This is a genomic window from Ureibacillus sinduriensis BLB-1 = JCM 15800 (assembly GCF_000772955.1).
Lineage (GTDB): Bacteria > Bacillota > Bacilli > Bacillales_A > Planococcaceae > Ureibacillus > Ureibacillus sinduriensis.
Genome location: NZ_JPVO01000047.1, coordinates 1 through 20630, shown reverse-complemented (window position 1 = coordinate 20630; position 20630 = coordinate 1). Strand labels below are relative to the sequence as shown.

Sequence of the window (20630 nt, the reverse complement as noted above, 5' to 3'; positions counted from 1 at the left end):
ATTAAAATCGATGGGCCGATCGGATTTGTGAGGAGGACCTTATGGAAAAACAAAAGCCCTCTTCTAAGAAGAGGGCTGCAAAGTTGCAATTTTTCCTCCCCTTATCTCTCAGATCTAATCAAAATCTGTAGGAATTAGCACCTTTGCGTAAATACGCCGGTTGCTGGGCATCGTAGGGCCTAGTCCCTCCGCCTCTCTGGATAAAGGTATTTGATTCATGTTCCATCGTTAAAACTTACTATAATTCATAGTAATCAACTCTGTCAACTTTATTTTTAAAATATTTCGATAATATTTGAAACATCTTATATAATCATAGAGTATATTGTAAAAAGCGTGTTTTTGAAAGGAGTTCTCACTTTGCTTACCGCCATTATTCTTATACTTTTAGCAGGTTACTTGATTGGCTGTATCCACGGTTCAAATATTGCCAGGCTTATGTCGGGTGTGAATTTAAAGGAAGTTGGCCATGGCAATGCAGGAGCATCCAACGCCACCTTGTCCCTAGGCTGGAAATATGGTGTTCTCGTTGCTTTGATTGATATTGGTAAAGGGGCCGTGGCTATCGTTTTACTACGTCTTTATTTAGTAAATTTCAGCTCCTTTACCGCTGAACAGACTTCCCTTTTATTATACTTAATCGGCGCCTCCGTCATCATTGGCCATAACTTCCCGATTCATATGAAGTTTCGTGGTGGAAAAGGCACTGCTTCACTAATCGGTATTTTTATGGCACTTGATTGGAAATTTGGATTGATTGCTGTAATTGTCTTTGTGGTTGTTTCACTTTTAACGAATTATCTGCTGATCGGTGTAGCCTTTTTGTATATTATTTTCGGGGCAACTGCACTTTTGACAGAACCGGCAATATGGCCGTTTATTATTATCTTGGCGTTATTCTTGATTGCACTTTATCTTCATCTCGAAAATATCTATCGCATACGCATTGGAACCGAACCGAAAGTTACATCTGCTTTCAAGAAAAAGGGATGATCCGCAGCGTCGCAATTATTTTATGAAACGCTTCTTCTTTGAAAAAATAACAAAATATACTAATATAGCCTTATGAAGCGTTTAGCTCTGTAAGGCTTTCATAATGCACTTTTAGGGGAGGAAATGAAATGTCAGCAAAAGATTTATTACGTAGTCACACTTCTGTAAGAAAATATACAGGGGAAGTCATTCCAAAAGAAAAAGTTGTGGATTTAATCCAAACAGCACAGATGGCTGCCAGCTCTCACTTTGTACAAGCTTATAGTGTGATTTGGGTAACTGATGAAGAGAAAAAGCGAAAATTAGGTGAGCTTTCGAAAAATGACTTCCAATTTACAACAGCTGGTGCCTCTTTTCTTTTCTGTGTCGACTTTAAACGTCTCCAAGTAGCAGGGCAAAAACATGGTGTGGACATTATTGCGGATAGTGCAGAGAATGTGCTTGTCGGGGTAGCGGACGTTGGCATTTTTGCACAAAACTTTGTGATTGCTGCCGAAGATGCCGGCTACGGGATTTGCTATATCGGCGGAGCCCGCAACAATCCAGACGAGATTAGCGAATTATTCAATTTGCCTGAGTACGTGTTCCCGCTATTTGCGATGACGATTGGGACTCCTACAAAACGCAATGAGACAAAACCGAGACTTCCGGTTGAAGCCGTTTTGCACGAAAATGGTTATGACGAGGAAAAATACGATACATTACTTGATGAGTATGATGCGACGATGGAAGCATACTACGCAAGCCGTAGCTCCAATCAGAAAATGGCCAACTGGACTAAGCAAATGGCAGATTTCCTAGTTGAACAACGAAGACCACATATCAAGGAATTCCTGGCTGCAAAAGGGTTTAATTGGAAATAATATTGAACTTAGTGATACCAAAGCAAAGAAGAGATTGCTTAGTATCACTTTTTTCTTATAAGAATTGCGATACGCAATATTTCTGGGGATTGTGATATAGAATGCTTCGAACGGAAACTTGGCTACCTGCCACTCTTATCTCTTTTACTTTTTTGCACATCAAAAAACCCAAACCACCAACTTGGTTTGGGCTCGGATTGTTGACAAACGCTTTCAGCCTGCGATGGTTGTCTCGTTCGTCCCTTCACGAACCTTTAGTTCTACTCGGGTCTTCACTCGACTGCCCCCCTTGTCTGCCAAGCGTTTTCAATACAGTCTGCATTATCCTTCATTTAAGGAATTACCCTAAAAAAGAGTGCAGACAAAGTCGAATATCAACTTTGTCTACACTCTTTAGAACAATCCGACAACTTGGTTTGCGCCTTTATTTATGGGTTTACTATGCCTTCAATCCTAATTTCCTTGATTGGCAGGAATAACTCTTCCGTTGCATAATACGTGATTGCTACACGATCTCCTTCTTGCAAATAAATTGCTAATGGTGCATTTTGTGAGCTGACCACAAAGTTTTGTCCGGTATTCAGCAAGAATGAAACGACTGTGTAATCACCGACGCGCTCTTTGTAGACACGCACGACATCTCCGGAAATTGTGGCCTCCTCCGAGTTCGATGTACCGTCAACCGTTCCGCCGCCACGATTTAACGCTGTTTTATATTGCTTCAGAGCTTCGTTTGGTGTTGTACCATATGCCGATATCTCAGGATTGGCTGCCGAAACGATAAAGTAATTTTGCAAAAATCCATTCGAATCTAATACCGGTGCAAGCCAACTTGCCTCTCCATAGAAGTTATAAAGAATCGGCATTTCTCCTTGCCATTCTTTTTCAATAAATTTCTTTTCAATAATATCCAACGCACCTTGGGAGTCCATATACGATTCCTCAAGATTGCCAGTATAGTAGGTTGATTCACCTGTACGGGCATCTGTTAATGAATACCCCAGCATAGAATCGACACCTTCTTTGGGACTTGTAAAGTCCGTAAAGTAATACATTTCTCCATTTTCGTTGAAGATTGGGCTAACATTTGCCTCCGTTCCTTCATCTGAAGGAATCTTCACATCTTTTTTGCCAAACAAGCTATTCCAAAATCCATGTATATACTTTCCAAAGTAGCTATTTTGAAGACTGACCGATTCAGGAGAAACCGCTCCGTCGATAAATTCAGGAATTTCCTCCAGCTTAAGCACTTCGGAATCTCCTGATCCTGCATCCACCATCACGATTCCTTTTACATCAAAACCATTCCGAGCCGATATAAACTCGCCGTATGAACGAATATAGAATGGTTTTCCTTCATCGTCCACCTCAAGCTGCGGATCACCGTAGAAGATCAACGTAGGATACTCTAAACGGATATGGCGTTCCAAATTTTTATTGAAAAAGGCTGATGGGACATAGGTCATTTCCGTTTCAACAAATTTTGGGTTGTCTGTTGAATCTGTTGCACTCATAGTGAAATATCCGGGCGTTGTTTTTCCGTTAAACCACTTGAATAATCCGGAAAATTCAACCGGTGCAATGTAAACATACTCACCATTCACTTTTTGGATTTGCAAACTCCCAAGTTCATAGTAGCTTGTATTGGGAACTTGACCAAAGGCTTTTTTCATCTTGTTTTGTGCAAAACGCGGAGGGACACTAGCCGGTGTTTGTGTTTCATCGAACGGTTCAATTTCCACCTTTTCCTCCATTTGGGCGGAATCATATTTTTCGTCCGCGTTAAAGAATGGTGCACACAGCATATAAGCGAGCAGGAGCAAACTCGCCAAGAATAGAAATCCTTTAAACGTCTGTTCCACCCCTTTAGAGAGCAGCGCGCCAAGTAAGGCTACAACCGGTAATGCATATGCGAAAATCGTCCAATGCAAGTCAATTTTAGTAATATAAATTATCGCAAATCCAATGATAAAACTTGCAATAAGAACCGAAATAATTGAGTTCAAAAGTTGTTTATTCGTAAGTTCTCCTTTTGGCACCTTCTTTGTAAGAGGGACAATGAGGAGTGTTGCAATGGCTGAGGCCATCAAGGCCATCATTAAAGTTTGAGTCACTAGAACCACCCTTTCTCTTATATCTTTCTACGGAATAACCAGACAGATAGTTTCATAAATATTATCCAAATTAAGTTTCCCAAAATATTCCGCAATACGAAGCAAAGTGATACAATATAAACACTAATTTGTAAGGAGGATTTATAGATGAAAGAACAAGTAATTGAACGATTAATACGCTATGCCAAAATCGATACTGAATCAAATCCTGAAAGCTCAACTACCCCATCAACAGAGAAGCAATTCGATTTACTAAATGTGCTAAAAGCCGAGCTCGAAGAAATCGGGCTAACTGAAATTACATTGGATGAAAACGGCTATTTATTTGCTACTTTGCCTGCAAACACGGATAAAGAAATTCCGACAATCGGTTTTTTGGCGCACGTAGATACATCACCTGACTTTTCAGGGAAAAATGTAAATCCTCAGCGCATCGACAATTATGATGGAGGGGATATTCAGTTGAATAATGAACTGATCATGTCTCCAAGCTACTTCCCCAACTTGAAAAACTATGTTGGGCAAACGCTAATTACAACAGATGGCACAACCCTTTTAGGTGCAGACGATAAAGCCGGAATTGCTGAAATCGTGACAGCAATGGAGTATTTAGTTCAACATCCGGAAATCAAGCACGGAAAACTTCGTGTAGCTTTCACACCAGATGAAGAAATTGGCCGTGGCCCACATAAGTTCGATGTAAAAGCTTTTGGTGCCGACTACGCTTATACAATGGATGGTGGTCCATTAGGGGAACTGCAATATGAGAGTTTCAATGCAGCAGGCGTTAAAGTGACAACGCGAGGAACAAGTGTCCATCCAGGTTCTGCAAAGGGGAAAATGGTCAACGCCATTACACTCGCGATCAAATTCCAGAATTCCATGCCCTCGGATGCCGTGCCCGAAAAAACAGAAGGTTATGAAGGCTTTATACACTTAATGAGCTTTAATGGGCATATTGAGGAAGCAAAGCTTTCCTATATCATTCGTGATCATGATCGTGAAAAATTCGAAGCCAAAAAAGCGCATTTCCTTGAAGTAGAAAAAATGGTGAAAGAAAAATATGGTGATAATGCGATTACTGTAGAAATCGAAGATCAGTATTATAACATGCGTGAAAAAATAGAGCCGGTAAAGGAAATCGTTGACATTGCTTACAAGGCGATGGAAAATTTAGATATCTCTCCAATCGTTGAACCAGTCCGTGGTGGTACTGACGGTTCCCAACTATCGTACATGGGGTTACCTACACCTAATATTTTTGCCGGCGGGGAAAACATGCATGGCAAATTTGAATTTGTATCAGGTGAAACAATGGAGAAAGCTACGAAAGTTATTTTAGAAATCGTCCAATTATTTGAAGCACAAGGCAAGTAATGAATTGCTGCGAAGTAAGAAAATAATCCTTACTTCGCACTTTTTGGGGGTATTGAATTCAGAATATTAAGTCACCTAAGAGCAAGAGTTTATCACACTTGTGCCAAGTGAAATTTGGTATGAAAGAAGGTTATTAGATTGAAAGAAATTGCTTTAGGAATACTCGCGAGCATGTTTTTTGCCGTAACTTTTATCTTAAACCACTCAATGGAACTAGATGGTGGCAGTTGGTTATGGAGTGCATCGTTGCGTTTCTTCTTTATGCTCCCTTTTCTTCTTGTTATTGTCCTGTCTCGCAAGGGTATGAAACCACTGGCTAATGAAATGAAATCTCAACCAGCAAGATGGTTGCTTTGGAGTTTCGTAGGGTTTGTTCTCTTTTATGCACCGCTGACATATGCAGCTTCCTTTGGTCCGGGATGGCTTGTTTCCGGTACTTGGCAATTCACAATTGTTGCGGGTGTTTTATTGGCTCCATTGTTTATAACTGTTGTTGGAGATAAAAGCATTCGCCAAAAAATTCCCGTTATTTCTTTGCTGATTTCATCGGTTATTTTGATTGGCATATTACTGATCCAAGTTCCCCAAGCACAATCCGTCCCTTTTGATACGTTGATACTCGGTATTTTGCCTGTAATCATTGCCGCCTTTGCCTATCCATTAGGAAATCGCAAAATGATGGAAGTTTGTAATGGAAGATTGGATACATACCAACGTGTTCTCGGGATGACCATCGCCTCTTTACCTGCATGGATACTCTTGGCTGTTTATGCATTGTTTACTGCAGGACTTCCCTCTTCAACTCAAGTGTTTCAATCCTTGATCGTTGGTGTAAGCTCAGGTGTCATCGCAACCGTATTATTTTTCATCGCAACAGATCGCGTGCGGGATGATCAGGGTAAACTTGCCGCAGTTGAGGCTACGCAGTCGACGGAGGTTTTATTTGTAATTATCGGTGAAATGATTTTACTGAACGTTCCCCTGCCGGAGTCAGTTGCACTGATTGGTATTGGTGTCATCGTTATTGGAATGTTACTGCATAGTTATCATACGATGCACCTTTCAAAAAACGCTCAAGCAAAAGAAAAAGAGGCCGAACTTCAGCATTGAAGCTTGGCCTTTTCTATACCAAAACGTTCTAAATAGGGGGGAAGAACGTTTCGGCTTGAATCATGGAGAAAAGCTTATCACAATAGTCTTGCCATAAGACTTTTTTATTTATATGATAATGATAATCGTTATCAATTAAAATGTCAACTATTTGCATTAATTTTCGGAAAACTTATTTCCTATTCTTTACTATTTTTTTAAACTTCGCCGATATTGAAATTGTTTTATTTGGTAGAAGATAAAACAACCTACACAAAAACCTAGTATCGCTATAAATGAAGCGACAGCAACCATGATTGTAAATACATATCCAGCAATCGTCCAACCGGCAAGAAAACTAACAAGTCCTCCAAATAAACAAACAATCGCAATACAGGCATTAAATTTCTGCTGTGTCACATCTTCAGGAATATATTTCTTCCCCTTTTGTATGAGGAACACTCTTGCGACCTTCATAATAGGATTATAGTCAAATAATATTCCCATTAGATTCGCTATAAGAGGAATAATCAAAATCCAAACGTTTCCTGTAATCCATGACAATACTACAGATAAGAAGATTGACCATTGGTTTGTTCTTACTAACGGTCTAGGAATTGAAAGCACTTGTTCCATCTATAAAACCTACTTTTCTTATTAGTTTTATTAATTTTAATATGAAGCATGATTTTTGTATAGTTAAAACGATAATCTACATCAATTTTCAAGAAAGTGTTATAGTAAATGTAAAAAATGAAGGTGAAATAAATGCCTGCTCTCACTTATGACCAACTGCGTGTTTTAAATTCATATGGCGTTTTTATTGAAAACCCCGAACGTCCATTGTTTACATTGGAAAATCTGCACAAGGATTTCTACTTAACGGATTTTCGAACTTTAATGATGGGGATTACTCAGGCAAGTACGGAAGCAGCGGCTATATCCCACTTCGGCAGACGATATGGGATGTTCATGGCGATGCAATTTTATATGCTTTCTATGTATGATGAAATATGGGATGGCAAAAAAGTAGATGTTCGCTATAGTATCATTAATGAGTTTGGAGTAAATACACTTGGTACGTTTATTACGCCAAATGATTATCGTTATGTGGAGGACAGTGAACGGGAATATGTAATCAGCAAGCTTCTATATCAATGCCATGAAGTTTTTCAGCAATTACGAAAAACCACTTCCATCTCTCCCCTTACCTTATGGGAGAACCTTTTCGGCTATATGCTTTGGAATTATTACGAACAGCTGGAAAACCCGCTGCTTGCTGATCGTGCCTTTGAAGATTTAGAAATCCTGGAAGGTACAAAGGTATGGCAACTGTTCTCCAACAAATCTTGGTTCTATCAATACACTGGAGGAAAAAATCCCGCCCAAATTGTAAATCAACCGATTAGAAAAAGCTGCTGTTTTTCCAAGGACATTCCGGGCTTAATGCAATGCGAATTTTGTCCAACGAAAAAATAGAATTGTCGGCTGTCTAGATTAGTTCTTGACTGGGTAAGTAGAAAAATGGAATCTATCTAGTTCCATTTTTACTTTCCGTATACTTTGCAAGTCATAATGGAGGTATTTTAAAACAGGCCACCTCATTAGAAATCTATGGCCTGTTTTTTTACCACCAATATAAAGGGTACTTTCTTTTTGGATGAAGATTATTAATAACAAGCCCAAAAACAACTATCGTAATTGCACCAATCAATATTGGCTGGAACATAAATTCCCAGCTGTATCCACCCATCATAATAATAATCGGGTTGCCGCATGCTGGAGGATGAAATGTTCCCGTCATCAGCATACAGAATATTGTACAGCAAAGAGCCAAGCTCATCATGACGGGCGATGAACCAAATAAATTCAAAACAGCGATTGCGATAAACGATGCAATCAAATGGCTCCCAATTACATTACGAGGTTGTCCTACAGGAGCATTCCATGCGGTCATCACAAGCATGCTGCTGGCACCAAATGATGCGATAAACCATAATGAATCCGTATATTTGGTTAATTCAAATATGGTGAACATACATATAAATACCCCAACCGAGGCAATGGCGGCATCTGAAAATGTGGTGCGATTATTGGATGTATGATGTCCTCTTATTTTCTGGAACATCGGTTTTATATCTTGGTTATTTATCATTAGCTTATCTCCACTAATCTCTCTAAACTTGTAAACTTTGATTCCTAGTTTTCTTTAACGAAAAGGCTACCTGCCTGCTTGTCCAAAAGACATAAAGATAGCCCCGCTTTCATCTATACACGCTTTTGGTATTGTATTACCCACTCTTCCTCGATCGGCTTCATTGAAACCCCAACAAAACCTTTTTTTAACAAGTTTTGCTGAGCCTCGATATCACCCATTGAAAGCGTAATTTTCTCTTTACTAAACATCGGTTCATTATGTAAGTCCAAAGCGAAAACATAGCGTAGTTTCGCACCATACGCATATTTCAAATCGGTAATATAGAAACCTTGTGAAAACTTATCTTTTAGGCTGGCAATGTTGTATGGCATTACGGTTGCCGCAATATAGTCGTATTTTGTTGTATCAATTTGCTGCATAATAATAGCAGCTAATGTCTTTTGCAGGCCATGCCCGCGAAATTCCGGATGCACAGTTGAGATTTCTTGGTAAAGGACACGCTGTAAATCCGAGTCTTCTACCAGTCCAATTGCATAGCCTAAATGTTCGGCATCAAGCTCAGGTTCCAAAACCGCCCGAAAAGCTATAAGCTCCCCTGCCATAAATGCCCCGATCAACAGCCCTTGCCCTTCCAATATATACAAAAACTCGTCTTCAGATAATGGTTGTAAAATATCCTTATTCGGCAAGGCATCATAAACAATTTCTTGTAAAGCAAGCAGTTTAGATAGATCATTGCTATCCAGCACCTTTACTTCATATGGGCGATCCCCTAATATCCCTCTATATATTGCACTCAAACTCCCACCACCTACTCTATTAAATCCGACTGTCGAGTAAGCTCTGCAAGTATGGCTTCATCTACAGTAACACCTAACCCGGGGCGTTCAGTTAATTGGATGTTTGGTATACGATAGCTTGCCTTCAAATCTCCGAGATCTTTTGAAAATTTGACCGGTCCAGTCAGCTCCACACTTTTAATGATTTTTTTCGAAAAGGCAACGTGAAAACCAGCAGCAGATCCGATGGAAGACTCAACCATTGAACCGATTTGGCATTCAATCCCGGCCATTTCAGCCATATTCGCAAGTTTCATAGCCGGATAGATTCCTCCACACTTCATTAGCTTAATGTTCACTTTATCCGCGGCCCGTTTTGCAATAATCTCGCGCATATTGTTCATATCTCGTATACCTTCATCGATCATGAGTGGGATAGTCGATTTTGATTTAATTTCAACCATCGCATCGATGTCGTCCTGCTCAACAGGTTGTTCCAACCAATCAATCCCCAGAGACTCTAGGTGACGGATTGCCTGTAGTGTATTGGCACTGTTTCCCCATCCTTGGTTGACATCTACCCGAATTGCGATTTCCTCACCAACCTGTTCGCGTACCGCCTTGATGCGTTTGACATCAGCCATTACATCCTGGCCCACTTTCATTTTGAAAGATGTATATCCTTCTGTCACTTTTTGAGCAGCTTCGTTTGCCATGTCTTCGGGCTCACCGATACTAAGAACGTGTGTTACCGGGAATTTCTCATGGTAGCGTCCACCTAACAGTTGATAAACAGGAACGTCTAACTTTTTCCCTGCTACATCAAAACAAGCGATATCAATAGCCGCTTTTGCTGCCGGCGCTCTGTGTACAGTTTTATCCATTAGTTCATGGATTCTTTCAAATTCCATGGGGTTTTGTCCAATCATTAAAGGAGCCAATGTATTTTTTAACATTGCATACGTTGAATGTGGAGTTTCCCCCGTAATATGTTCATCCGGAACACTTTCCCCCCAGCCAACCAATCCGCAGTCGGTCATCACTTTTACAATGATCGATTGAATGTTTGGGTAAGTTGCATAACTAATAATAAATGGTTTAATTAATGGCAGATCTACTGCAAAAATTTCAACTTGCGTAATTTTCATTATTCTTACTTCCTTTTTAGCCTATACTAGTCTATTATTTAGTCTTTGCCGCATTACGCAAAGTAGTAGTTAACACCTTTGCACCTGTAATTAATGCCCCTTTATCAAAGGTCATTTTTGGGTGGTGGAGGCCAGGTGTTAAATCTGCTCCAATACCGATCATTGCTGCTTTTAAGTTCGGTCTCAATACCGTATAGTGATGAAAATCATCACTCCCGGGTGTAAAGATAGGTTTTTCTAAATGTTCTGTCCCCAATGCCTCGATGATGGATGCATTGGCAATCCGAGCCGCCTCTTCCGATACTTCGGCGCCGGGTGTTTTGTCCAACCAGTCCCATATCAACTCCACTCCGAACATCTTTCCGATGGCCTCAAATCCTGCATCAATTCGGTTTTGAAGCTCTTCTAAGACAGCGTTTTTTTGTGCCCGGACATCTATTGAAAATGTCGCGTTTCCAGGAATAATGTTAGTGCTTCCACCATCAGCAATGATTTTGGTTAATTTCGCACTATAAACATCAAATGGGTTAATGTAAATATTTTTAAGCATTTGCTGAATGGCCAAGACGACGTCAATTGCATTTTTTCCTTGGTGTGGTCTAGCACCATGTGCATCCACGCCTGTAATCGACCCGTTCAAGAACAATGCTGCTCCGTGATGAATTGCTGGTGTTACTTTCCCTAGAGGCAATTCCTCAATTGGACGCAAATGGACGCCAAACAAATAGGTTACATCATCGATTGCGCCATGCTTTACCATTTCAATGGCTCCACCGCCAGTTTCCTCAGCGGGCTGGAAGATGAATCGCACTCGTTTTTTTAATGATTCGTCCTTTAGTTGGAGGAGTGCCCCTAATACCATCGAGATATTGGCATCATGGCCACAGGAATGGTTTGCTCGCATTGTTCCATCTACTTCTTGCCATAAAGCATCTATATCCGCACGTACCGCAATGACTTCATCGCCTTCACCGATTTCAGCGACGAGGCCTGTGATGTCTGAAAAAAATTTATAATTAATATTCATTTCTTCTAATATTGCCGCTATCTTTTTTGTCGTTTCTATTTCTTTCCAGCTGGTTTCTGGATGAGCATGAAAATGATCAAACCATCCATAAATCACATCTTCGTAAGTTTTTACTTGACCCATTTTTCACACCTCGAATTAATATTTCTTTCTCTATTATACATAAGTATGCATTATTTATTAACCGCTTCTGCCTATTAAGCAAAATTTAGAAAAATGGTGTTCCCGTTTATAAATTGAAAAACGGCAATCTCCCACATGGGGTTGCCGTCACCGTTTTCGAGCATCTAATTATCTTCCTATCAACAAGTAGAAGAAGCATTTCAGGAATCATTTTACGAGAATAATTTTCTAGCATATAGAAGAGAGAGAACAGTTCAGCCTTATAAACCTGAAAAGAAGCCAGGTGGGTATTCTTCATAAATTGAAGGTTCTGTGTATCCAAATTCAAGCTCTTCCTGTTGTTTTTCTAATTCAAGTTCTTCATCTAATAAATAAGTTTCAAACTTCGATAATAATAGGTTTGTCATTTTTCAAACACCTCTTATTTAGAATTTTCTGATATTTTATATCATACACACTTCCTTAGTGCAATACAACACATTTATGTTAACCATGCAAAAAAAGTATTAAAACTATCGCAATTTGTGATAATTCATTCACCATTGTCGAAATTTTGCTTTCTTCCAACAATCAAAAAAGCCCCTGCTAGAGGGACATTTCTGAGCGATCATTCTTCTTTGCGCCATCACACTGAAGATTCTTTCACCGGTAAAAACAAATTCCGAATTTCTTGCCAATTATGCACTCGTTTGAAATCAGTGCACTTCTCATTGTAGGGTTGCGAATATAGTATACCTTCCCCCGTGAAGGAATGAAGCTGTTTTACATTATCATCAATGAGGAAATCCGCTTTCACTACCTTTTTATCTCCGCAGAAAATAAAGTGCTCGGGATTCAAGAATGGAAAATGTTCTAAAAGCCATTCGTATTTTGCTGCAAAGCAACCCGGCACATCCATGGCTGCTGTTGCAATGTAAATTTCATAGTGTTCGCTCAACTCTTTTAAGACCGGTACTGCATCTGGATCCAATAATTCAAAGTCCCGGAAGAAGTCAGGTTCATTAATCATTAAAAAGAATTTCTTAACAAGCTCTGGGTGTTGTGCTTCCAATTTTGCCACATCAAATTCTTCTTTCGAAATTGCTATATTGAAACGCTCCTCACAAGCTTTAGAAGCTTTGCCCAAGAAATCTGCCAATACCTGGTCCATATCCACTGCTATACTTTTCATTTGTAACCTCCATAAGTTTAGTGTTAAATCCCTAGTCTATTCTTTCATTGTGTTTTCAAACCATCTGGCCAATGCCATCCCGATTAGCGTGGTTTTTTACTTCTTACTAAACAGCCCAAATGCCACACCTTTATTTAGTGTAAGAAAGGTAGCCACGAAAAACAATTGCAATGCGAACTATTTACGAAAAAAATAAATCCTTAACATTTTTATTCTTTTATTTGTAGAAAAAGAGCCTGCACAACTTAATATGCAAGCTCCTTAAACTACTAGTTTATAGCTGTATTTAACTTTATATTGTTTTGGTTTATTACCTTTGTTTTTTGAAACAAGTTGAGAATAAGCGATGATTCGGATACGATATTCCCAGCACACCTCTTTACTACTCAACTTCCATACTTAAATAAACCCGGAATCATGCAGAACCCATATTATTTAGCTGATGTGATAACTCCGCATGCAATACGTGCTCCCGAGTTTCCTGCAGGATCCGTTTTGTAGTCATCAGGTCCCTCATGAATGATGATTGCACTGCCATCCCCATCCAATACGGAATTTTCCATACCAGGTTCTAATGTTATATTCTTCGCGACAAACTCCAACTGAACCGTTCCATCTTCTTCCGGTTCGATATTTGGCAAATCACCCAGATGAGGTCCTTTCGGATTATCGAATCCATGCTGTTTTTCCAGCGGATTGAAATGGGCACCTGCCGATTCGAAAGTTGGCTTTTCACACTTTCCAACTTCATGTATATGAATACCATGCTCACCTTCAGAAAGCTTTGTCAGCCCAAGGGAGATCAAGATACCATCTGTGCCTTCAGTAAGCTCCATATGGCCGATCTCATTTCCTTCAGTATCCATAATGTTCGCGGATGCCTTCAAAGCCTCCGGAGCTGCTACAGGTATTTGTTGCTCTTCTTCAAACATCCCAAATAAACCACATCCACTTAACAGAAAAGTCATACTACTTAATGCAATTAACTTTTTCCACATTTATCAAACCCTCCTATGGCCAAAGTATTGCCATTTTACTGATGAAATATTCCACCCTTACCGGGAGATGCCAATTGGTCTATTTTATTGGAAAACTTTAATCTACTACTAAATTAAGCCGATATAGAAAAAAAGGAGGGATGATTGAATGGAATTGAGTTCCTACATGTCTGCACAAGTGGCACAATTGCAGCAAACTGTGCAAATGAGCATTATGAATAAATCGCTTAACATGGGTGCAGCCAGCAGCATTCAGATGCTGGAGCAGCTTCCAGAGCAACAACCCGCTGCCCAGCATCCACATAAAGGATCGATAATTGACGTTTCTGTATAAATCAGAATCAGTATAATGGGCAAAAAACGTGTAGATCAAGGCGACAATCGCTTAATCTACACGTTTCTTCTTTTAATATCAAGCATCAGGCTAAACATAGTCCCTTCTACTGCCATAAAACCGGTTTAGCAACCATAAGCCATAGCATAACCAGCAGTATGAGTATATATTGCCAAGTCGCTTTTTTGAGCTTTTTGATAAAAAGTTCTTTATGGAATTTGTGCGTACCATATGTTTTTAACGTTGGCTTAAAGGCACGCGCCAGAAATACAATCGAACCAATCATAATCGCGATTGTCAACATAATCCATGGTGTTGTCCACGTCCAACCGCTAATGATGATAAGAACTATACCTGAAAAAACAAGCACATGCCCTGCATGTTTCACAACGGTAATAGCAGATTGAAACGACTGGATCAAACCAGCCAGATGCTCTTCATCCGCCAATTCCATTTTCTTTGTTATCGGGATAAGTGAAAATAATGGTCCAATTGATCCGACCGCGCTCACAATATGAATGTATAAAAATAATGTATGGAACAACTTGTTTCACTTCCATTTACTTTTGTTAAGCTCAGTATACCATCACGCGAATAGTACAACTTTTGAGGAATATGACAAATTTCTAAAAGTCATGCACTTTTTTTCTAATAATTGCATACCTTATAAATTAACCCTATCTTATTCTTTCTTTGTAAATGCTAAATTAATTATTTATTAAATGATTGAAATTCCCCACTATCGGGGTATGAATAATTATATGATGCAATTATAGTCATTAAACCTACGCTAATAGACTAACTAAGGAGTGATTTTTATCGGTATCCATAAATTTTTTACAAGTTTAAATGATCTGGAGCGTATTTTCCGTGCGCCAGGCCGCTTCAAGTTTGAAGAGCATAATGTTGCTGCTCATTCGTGGAAGGTTTCACAGTATGCCATGTTTTTCGCCACACTTGAAGAAATGAATGGGGCAACCATTAATTGGAAATCCCTTTATGAAAAAACAATCAACCATGACTTTGCCGAAGTATTCATTGGTGACATTAAAACACCGGTAAAGCACGCCAGTGTAGAGTTGAAACAAATGCTGGCCCACGTTGAAGAAAAAATGATGGAACAATTTATTAAGCAGGAAATACCACAGGATTTTCAGGATGTCTTCTTCGAGCGAATGAAAGAAGGGAAGGATGAAACAATCGAAGGTCGCCTTCTCGAATTCGCAGATAAGCTAGATCAATTTTATGAGTCCTTTGCAGAGTTAAAACGCGGGAATACAGATATAGAATTTGTTATCATGTATCAGCAGGCCCTCCAGAAACTTTTGAAAATGCCGCTGACGGTGAGTGTCAGGTACTTCCGCAACGAAATATTAAATGATGTCATGCACGAGGAAACACAAATCAATATCGCAGCACTGACGAATGAAGTGTTAAATAAATCCGAATGATACCCCAAAGTTTTCCAATAACGGAAAGCTTTTTATTATATCAAAAAATTACTCCTTTAATACCACTCGCGATTATCTATCCCTAGTGCAGACGATAAAACGATAAAATCATCATTTAACTTATAAATACTCATGATAAATATTTGACTTTTTTATTTGATAGTACTTACTTGCACAACTCTCCACAATCGTATAATATATCATTAAAGCTGCGTTGTTCGTACACATATTAAGTTTTAACCTTTGAACTGTAAAAGGGAGTTTTATATAGAAGATGGAATGGCGAGCGTCACACTACGGTGAATGACGATATACAGGAGATCTTTTGCGAACACCCACTTTGAGGAGTGGTGGTTTAAAACTTTCTATAATTATTACGGCAAGGCGGCTTTGCCATACATAATGTATCGCAAGGCTAAAAAATCCCCTACTTGAATAGTAGGGGATTTTTAATTAGTTTTCGAAAAAATATAACTTATCGTTTTCTTATTCCATCAACTTAGGACGGAAAAGAATGGTGCGATAATGATGCATACGGCCAGAAGAAGTACAGCAAATGAACCCAATTTATTTTTCTCTTTCCACAATATCCGGGAAAATCCTAGCGTATAGAGAAAAACCCCGATTATGAGCGCCCACACAAATAGATTCAAGCTAATCCCTCATCTCTTCTATACTAGGCACCTCACTTTGCCTGCCAAAGTTTCCAAACTCTATACTAACTTTTACTTTCACTCTCATATTTGGATAAGTCTTCATAAAGTCAAATGACTCATATTCAGGGATCGTTTTGAACTTTTTTCTAGCTGCCAATGACCATCCGAATGGCTCCCCTTTATACTCTTCCTAGGTCTTTTTGACAAGAGCCTCAATCTCCTTGGTCATCTGTTCCTCGAGATACTTTTTTAATTCTTCTCTTTCCTTTGTATCCTTGGAATAATTTTTCATACTATGATTTGCCAGAATATCTACACGTATCGGGATTTCTACATCAATGGACGGTAAATTCCCTGTAAGTTGCATATTGACCTTGTTGTCTTCCTTTTTCATTACCCTTACGCCAATTCGGTATTGCTCATTATCTGGATCAGGATAGGTAGTCAATAATTCACCCATATCCAGCGTATCATTTAAAAGGACGGCGATTCTTGTTTCTTTTGCTGTTAATTTTGCAATCATTTTGCCTTCCTTAAACAGGGCCGAGCCTATCAACTGTGTTTTATTGGTTTCTCCTTCTACCTCGAATTCCCCTGCTAAGAAGTCATCATTTAGTATATCGTTATTATTATTATTATCTTTACCACTTACTTCTGTCGTACCATAAGCTGCCAAAAATAGATCCGCATCTCCTTCTGTAATTTTGAAAAATGAATGGAGCGTTGAATTGGGAATAAAACCCGATTCACTCCCCGATTCCATAATCAGTTCAAAATATTTATGAATTCTGGTTTCTAATCTTGGATTATTGTCACTCAAAAACTTGCTCGCATTTTCTTTAGAGACAATTAGGGGCGTATCGCGTGTTATATCTCTGGCTTTTATGGAATCATATATGAGCCGCAAAAAGTATTTATCCTTCGCCAATTCTTCTGACACCACCAAAACCGTGAGCAAATTGTAGGAAATTTCCTTGGCTATTACGGTATTTGCGATTTTTTTTGCTGTCAATAAATCATTGGTATTGAAGGTTATTGTTTCTTTACCGGGCTCGTTTGTGCCAGCTTGCTGCTTGGATAATTCAGGATTCGAAATTAGATACGTAACTTTATACTGTTGCTCCTCTTCCGCTTTATCCAAGCCAATTGCCACAACATAAGCTCTTTTATCAATATTTGTCTGGTCCCAGCATCCACTTAACAAAAGCATAGAGAAAATTAGGAAGGGAAAAGGATACATCTCATTTTTCATCATTTCTTATAATCCCCTTTTATTTTCGCGGATATCCATAATAGAAAAGGTAGAAATATAAAAATCGGGGTAGATATATTTAAAAATATTTCCCGATTAGAGGTAAACTTAAAAACAGGCGTCTCCGGGATTAACCCCAAAAATAAAATTATGGTACCTAACGTTGGAATAATATATTCAAACTTCTTAATTTTAAATATACCCCCAAATAAAAAGGCAGCTAAATATAATAAAAAAGCAAATCGAAGAAATGTTGCAATCAGCCAGAAAGGGAAAAACATGGACTCCACATTTGTAATAAAGCCAAGTTCTATCAAACGGATTGTCTCATGAAAAGGGTAATTCAACAAATGCACACCCTTATAATCAAACAACAAAACATATGCGATCAGAGCGAGTGTAATTTCAACGGTAACTATTACTAACGCAAACCATATTCCTTTTTTATAGCTGGATATATTTTTAACATTTGTGGCAATTAGAGCAAAGAATAAAAATTCGGCGTATATTGAAGTAGTCAGTGCACTCTCCTTTATGATCCTCAATTCTCCCTCTCCAAACAAGGGAAAAAGAAACGCTGTCTCTCCTTTAAAGTACGCAAGAATCAACACGACCAAGAGGGAAATTTTAATGCTTGTAATCGTCATCCATGATGCGGACCCAATATTCTCCAAACCTTTTTTGGCTATATATACAGATACTCCCATCAATAGGAAATAAATAATCATTGTGGGGGTTTTCGTAAAATACATCGTTCCAATAATATCTGTATAAACTGCCGATGTGGAGACAATGGAATAAGTCAATAAAAGCCACAAACCAAATAAAACAAATGGACCTAAATGCTTTCCTAATAAATGATTTGTTACTTCTATTAGATTCATCTCTGGATAAAGTGCCATAACCCTTGTCATAAAGTAAATCGGCAAAAGTGAAAATAGAAAGATGAATAGAATCGCCATCCATGCCCCGTTACTTAAATCATCAAAAAAGATTAGTGGTGTATTATCCGTTAATTTTGTTCCTATCACAAGAATAATAATGGAAAATAACTCTTTGGTCCCTATTTTGCCTTCTGATTTGTACATCCTTACTCTCCTGATTTCTTTTCTAAATCTTTAGGTTTCAAGTAGCCTGGTCTCAAGATTTCATTTTTAAGCATTCTTCTAAAGATAGTATCTTTGGATGAAACATAAGTGGGCGTCATGGGTGCTAAATAGGGTACTCCAAATGATTTCATTGACACCAAATAGACAATGCCAACTGTAAACAATGCAGTCATCCCGTAAAAGCCGAAAAAAGCCGCTGAGAATATGAAAAGAAACCTTATTAAGCGGATTGAAAAATTCATGCTAATATCTCCGATTGCAAAGGAACTTAATCCCCCCAAAGCGACGATAATGACAACAAGGGGACTTACAATGTTCGCTTGTACGGCGGCTTGCCCCAATATCAATGCCCCTACGATGCCAATAGTTGGCCCAATTGGGCTGGGGACACGAAGACCAGCTTCTCTTATTAACTCAAAGGCAATTTCCATGAGCAAAATTTCAACTATGGCGGGAAATGGTACTATCTCTCGGGTCGCGGAGATTGCTAATAGTAAATCTGCTGGCACCATCTCTACATGGTAATTCGTTACAGAAATATAAATTGCTGAAATAAATAATGTGATAAATAGGGCAAGAAGACGTAGTGCTCTTATAAAATTGCCAAAAACAAATCGAAGGTAATGATCTTCGGCGTTATGGAAAAATGACCAGAATGTTGCCGGAACAATTAATGCTTCAGGAGAATTATCCATTACTAAAACGATAAATCCATTTTCCAAGAAAGAAGCAGTTCGATCAGGTCGCTCTGTATATAAAACGGTCGGTAATAGCGACTTTTGCCTTTCCTCTATATATTGCTCCAACACGGCGGCATTTTGTATCGCATCCACATCCAATGAGCCTATTCTTTCTCTGACATCTTTTAGAATTTCCTCGTTAGCCAAATCCTTAATATAAAGTAGATATACTTCATTATTTGATCGCTTAGATATGATAGATGATTCAACAATCAAGCTTTCATTTTTTATTCTCTTTCGCAGCAATGAAATATTTGAATTTGCCATTTCATTAAAAGCTTCCTTTGAGCCCTTAATAACAACTTCATTCTCGGCCTTTTCAATGCCCCTTCCTTCAAACTTGCTAGTAGAAATAATGTAGGCACAATCTTTTCCTTCAATGAACACTACTGCATTTCCACTATTGACCCCTTTAACCGCTTCCCCGACAACGTTTACAGTCGTGATCGTCTCGGCAGTAATTACATTTTCAATATCAACATCGTCGTCATCAGTTGAGGTCGTATTATTAAGCAAAGGACGAATAATATGCTCGTCAATTTTTTGGCCATCTGTAATGGAGCTTATATAAACAACAAATGCCTCTCTTTTCATTTCACCATATGAAAACTTTCGAATCTTGATATCGGAGTTTTTTGGTATTGTATAAAGAATTTCGATGGTATTTAAATTAGATTCCAAGCTTCTACCTATTTGTGTTTTTTTAATCGAAGTTTCCTCTTCTAACCGTGGTTCGGTTTTCTCCTGCTCTCCCTTAGGGTTTTTCACTTTAAAGAACTTCAATATTAGCAACTCCAGGCGTTTTTACTTTAGTTTGCGCATGAGAGTGCTATTTATGTATAAAGTATTAATATTACCCATAATTGACGAACCTTTGTATAAAAAAAACTATTAGAATGGAAACTCTAATAGTTGTACAAAGCCAGAATATCCCTAGTTTCTGGTATCTTATGAAGTTTATGGACTTATTTTTACGCAGTTAAAAGTGGATATGAAGTTCAAATCTTTCACTACATAATTCAAGTTTCAACTATGAAAATCGCAATTTACCGGTTCTGCTCATGATAAGATTGAATTCCAGATAAAGCAATTGGATCTTCAGTGAAAGAATTATATAGACTTTCAAAGTAGATACTAAATGTACCCTTTGTTAACTAAAAAAAGCCTTAAAGTTATGTGCTAACTTTAAGGCTTTTCTCGATATGACCCGTACGGGATTCGAACCCGTGTTACCGCCGTGAAAGGGCG

Annotated in this window: 20 protein-coding genes, 1 other RNA gene and 1 riboswitch; of the genes, 8 read left to right on the top strand and 13 right to left on the bottom strand. The window is 38.7% G+C overall.

What is annotated here, in order from left to right; all coding sequences use genetic code 11:
• Window positions 1-98: 98 nt before the first annotated feature.
• Window positions 99-207: riboswitch (SAM riboswitch) on the bottom strand.
• A 153-nt stretch (window positions 208-360) separates the two neighbouring features.
• Together CD33_RS07375 and nfsA are read left to right on the top strand one after the other, a co-directional pair.
• On the top strand, window positions 361-993 hold the full coding sequence (locus CD33_RS07375) for a glycerol-3-phosphate acyltransferase (RefSeq protein WP_036199638.1): 633 nt from the start codon (window positions 361-363) through the stop codon (window positions 991-993).
• Between the two features lie 128 nt (window positions 994-1121).
• Window positions 1122-1856 (top strand): oxygen-insensitive NADPH nitroreductase, encoded by a 735-nt coding sequence (gene nfsA, locus CD33_RS07370; protein ID WP_036199636.1) that lies wholly within the window; start codon window positions 1122-1124, stop codon window positions 1854-1856.
• Between the two features lie 428 nt (window positions 1857-2284).
• On the opposite strand, the gene CD33_RS07365 is transcribed toward nfsA, so the two are convergent.
• The gene (locus CD33_RS07365; protein ID WP_036199634.1) at window positions 2285-3970 is read right to left on the bottom strand and encodes a membrane protein; all 1686 of its coding nucleotides are present in this window, start codon (window positions 3968-3970) and stop codon (window positions 2285-2287) included.
• Between the two features lie 147 nt (window positions 3971-4117).
• Between CD33_RS07365 and pepT the strand changes: the two genes are divergently transcribed.
• Both pepT and CD33_RS07355 read left to right on the top strand, forming a co-directional pair.
• Window positions 4118-5347, top strand: a complete 1230-nt coding sequence (gene pepT, locus CD33_RS07360) for a peptidase T (protein WP_036199632.1) — start codon at window positions 4118-4120, stop codon at window positions 5345-5347.
• A gap of 138 nt (window positions 5348-5485) precedes the next feature.
• Window positions 5486-6457: a DMT family transporter gene (locus CD33_RS07355; protein ID WP_036199630.1), complete on the top strand. Its 972-nt coding sequence runs from the start codon at window positions 5486-5488 to the stop codon at window positions 6455-6457.
• A gap of 189 nt (window positions 6458-6646) precedes the next feature.
• Here CD33_RS07355 and CD33_RS07350 read toward each other — a convergent pair whose 3' ends face one another.
• On the bottom strand, window positions 6647-7072 hold the full coding sequence (locus tag CD33_RS07350) for a DUF4395 domain-containing protein (RefSeq protein ID WP_036199628.1): 426 nt from the start codon (window positions 7070-7072) through the stop codon (window positions 6647-6649).
• 132 nt (window positions 7073-7204) lie between these two features.
• Between CD33_RS07350 and CD33_RS07345 the strand changes: the two genes are divergently transcribed.
• Entirely contained in the window at window positions 7205-7915 is a 711-nt protein-coding gene (locus CD33_RS07345; RefSeq protein ID WP_036199626.1) for a Fe-S oxidoreductase, read from the top strand.
• 148 nt (window positions 7916-8063) lie between these two features.
• Here CD33_RS07345 and CD33_RS07340 read toward each other — a convergent pair whose 3' ends face one another.
• From CD33_RS07340 to CD33_RS07315, 7 genes are all read right to left on the bottom strand, one after another.
• On the bottom strand, window positions 8064-8591 hold the full coding sequence (locus CD33_RS07340) for an HPP family protein (protein WP_036199624.1): 528 nt from the start codon (window positions 8589-8591) through the stop codon (window positions 8064-8066).
• A 113-nt stretch (window positions 8592-8704) separates the two neighbouring features.
• The gene (locus CD33_RS07335) at window positions 8705-9394 is read right to left on the bottom strand and encodes an N-acetyltransferase (RefSeq protein ID WP_036199622.1); all 690 of its coding nucleotides are present in this window, start codon (window positions 9392-9394) and stop codon (window positions 8705-8707) included.
• Window positions 9395-9405: 11 nt separating this feature from the next.
• A complete protein-coding gene (locus tag CD33_RS07330; RefSeq protein ID WP_036199621.1) occupies window positions 9406-10521 on the bottom strand; it encodes a mandelate racemase/muconate lactonizing enzyme family protein in 1116 nt (371 codons plus the stop codon).
• Between the two features lie 34 nt (window positions 10522-10555).
• Window positions 10556-11671: an amidohydrolase gene (locus CD33_RS07325; RefSeq protein WP_036199619.1), complete on the bottom strand. Its 1116-nt coding sequence runs from the start codon at window positions 11669-11671 to the stop codon at window positions 10556-10558.
• 260 nt (window positions 11672-11931) lie between these two features.
• Window positions 11932-12078, bottom strand: a complete 147-nt coding sequence (locus CD33_RS20480) for a hypothetical protein (RefSeq protein WP_176400101.1) — start codon at window positions 12076-12078, stop codon at window positions 11932-11934.
• Window positions 12079-12296: 218 nt separating this feature from the next.
• On the bottom strand, window positions 12297-12842 hold the full coding sequence (locus tag CD33_RS07320) for a 5' nucleotidase, NT5C type (RefSeq protein ID WP_036199617.1): 546 nt from the start codon (window positions 12840-12842) through the stop codon (window positions 12297-12299).
• Between the two features lie 431 nt (window positions 12843-13273).
• Window positions 13274-13840 carry a superoxide dismutase family protein gene (locus CD33_RS07315; RefSeq protein WP_036199615.1) on the bottom strand — a complete coding sequence of 189 codons (567 nt, stop codon included), beginning with the start codon at window positions 13838-13840 and terminating at the stop codon, window positions 13274-13276.
• A gap of 148 nt (window positions 13841-13988) precedes the next feature.
• Here CD33_RS07315 and CD33_RS07310 point away from each other — a divergent pair, with 148 nt between their 5' ends.
• Window positions 13989-14174, top strand: coding sequence for a putative motility protein (locus CD33_RS07310; RefSeq protein ID WP_036199614.1), 186 nt, complete (start codon window positions 13989-13991; stop codon window positions 14172-14174).
• 106 nt (window positions 14175-14280) lie between these two features.
• Here CD33_RS07310 and CD33_RS07305 read toward each other — a convergent pair whose 3' ends face one another.
• Window positions 14281-14718, bottom strand: coding sequence for a hypothetical protein (locus CD33_RS07305; protein WP_036199612.1), 438 nt, complete (start codon window positions 14716-14718; stop codon window positions 14281-14283).
• Between the two features lie 265 nt (window positions 14719-14983).
• Here CD33_RS07305 and CD33_RS07300 point away from each other — a divergent pair, with 265 nt between their 5' ends.
• On the top strand, window positions 14984-15625 hold the full coding sequence (locus tag CD33_RS07300; protein ID WP_176400100.1) for a YfbR-like 5'-deoxynucleotidase: 642 nt from the start codon (window positions 14984-14986) through the stop codon (window positions 15623-15625).
• 203 nt (window positions 15626-15828) lie between these two features.
• Window positions 15829-16020: non-coding RNA, 6S RNA (gene ssrS / locus CD33_RS19795), on the top strand.
• Window positions 16021-16471: 451 nt separating this feature from the next.
• Here ssrS and CD33_RS07295 read toward each other — a convergent pair.
• The 3 genes from CD33_RS07295 to CD33_RS07285 are packed head-to-tail and all read right to left on the bottom strand — an operon-like array spanning window position 16472 to window position 20165.
• The gene (locus tag CD33_RS07295) at window positions 16472-17536 is read right to left on the bottom strand and encodes a Ger(x)C family spore germination protein (protein ID WP_052130088.1); all 1065 of its coding nucleotides are present in this window, start codon (window positions 17534-17536) and stop codon (window positions 16472-16474) included.
• Window positions 17533-18621: a GerAB/ArcD/ProY family transporter gene (locus CD33_RS07290; RefSeq protein ID WP_036199609.1), complete on the bottom strand. Its 1089-nt coding sequence runs from the start codon at window positions 18619-18621 to the stop codon at window positions 17533-17535. The genes CD33_RS07295 and CD33_RS07290 overlap by 4 nt, the downstream gene beginning before the upstream one ends.
• Window positions 18622-18623: 2 nt before the next feature.
• The gene (locus CD33_RS07285) at window positions 18624-20165 is read right to left on the bottom strand and encodes a spore germination protein (RefSeq protein WP_258516686.1); all 1542 of its coding nucleotides are present in this window, start codon (window positions 20163-20165) and stop codon (window positions 18624-18626) included.
• Window positions 20166-20630 lie beyond the last annotated feature (465 nt).

What these genes read in the sequence shown, in the direction of transcription:
- nfsA (WP_036199636.1), top strand. Translation starts at nt 1,122, where the DNA reads ATGTCAGCAAAAGATTTATTACGTAGTCACACTTCTGTAAGAAAATAT.
- pepT (WP_036199632.1), top strand. Translation starts at nt 4,118, where the DNA reads ATGAAAGAACAAGTAATTGAACGATTAATACGCTATGCCAAAATCGAT.
- CD33_RS07350 (WP_036199628.1), bottom strand. Translation starts at nt 7,072, where the DNA reads ATGGAACAAGTGCTTTCAATTCCTAGACCGTTAGTAAGAACAAACCAA.
- CD33_RS07345 (WP_036199626.1), top strand. Translation starts at nt 7,205, where the DNA reads ATGCCTGCTCTCACTTATGACCAACTGCGTGTTTTAAATTCATATGGC.
- CD33_RS07340 (WP_036199624.1), bottom strand. Translation starts at nt 8,591, where the DNA reads ATGATAAATAACCAAGATATAAAACCGATGTTCCAGAAAATAAGAGGA.
- CD33_RS07330 (WP_036199621.1), bottom strand. Translation starts at nt 10,521, where the DNA reads ATGAAAATTACGCAAGTTGAAATTTTTGCAGTAGATCTGCCATTAATT.
- CD33_RS07325 (WP_036199619.1), bottom strand. Translation starts at nt 11,671, where the DNA reads ATGGGTCAAGTAAAAACTTACGAAGATGTGATTTATGGATGGTTTGAT.
- CD33_RS20480 (WP_176400101.1), bottom strand. Translation starts at nt 12,078, where the DNA reads ATGACAAACCTATTATTATCGAAGTTTGAAACTTATTTATTAGATGAA.
- CD33_RS07320 (WP_036199617.1), bottom strand. Translation starts at nt 12,842, where the DNA reads ATGAAAAGTATAGCAGTGGATATGGACCAGGTATTGGCAGATTTCTTG.
- CD33_RS07315 (WP_036199615.1), bottom strand. Translation starts at nt 13,840, where the DNA reads ATGTGGAAAAAGTTAATTGCATTAAGTAGTATGACTTTTCTGTTAAGT.
- CD33_RS07310 (WP_036199614.1), top strand. Translation starts at nt 13,989, where the DNA reads ATGGAATTGAGTTCCTACATGTCTGCACAAGTGGCACAATTGCAGCAA.
- CD33_RS07295 (WP_052130088.1), bottom strand. Translation starts at nt 17,536, where the DNA reads ATGATGAAAAATGAGATGTATCCTTTTCCCTTCCTAATTTTCTCTATG.
- CD33_RS07290 (WP_036199609.1), bottom strand. Translation starts at nt 18,621, where the DNA reads ATGTACAAATCAGAAGGCAAAATAGGGACCAAAGAGTTATTTTCCATT.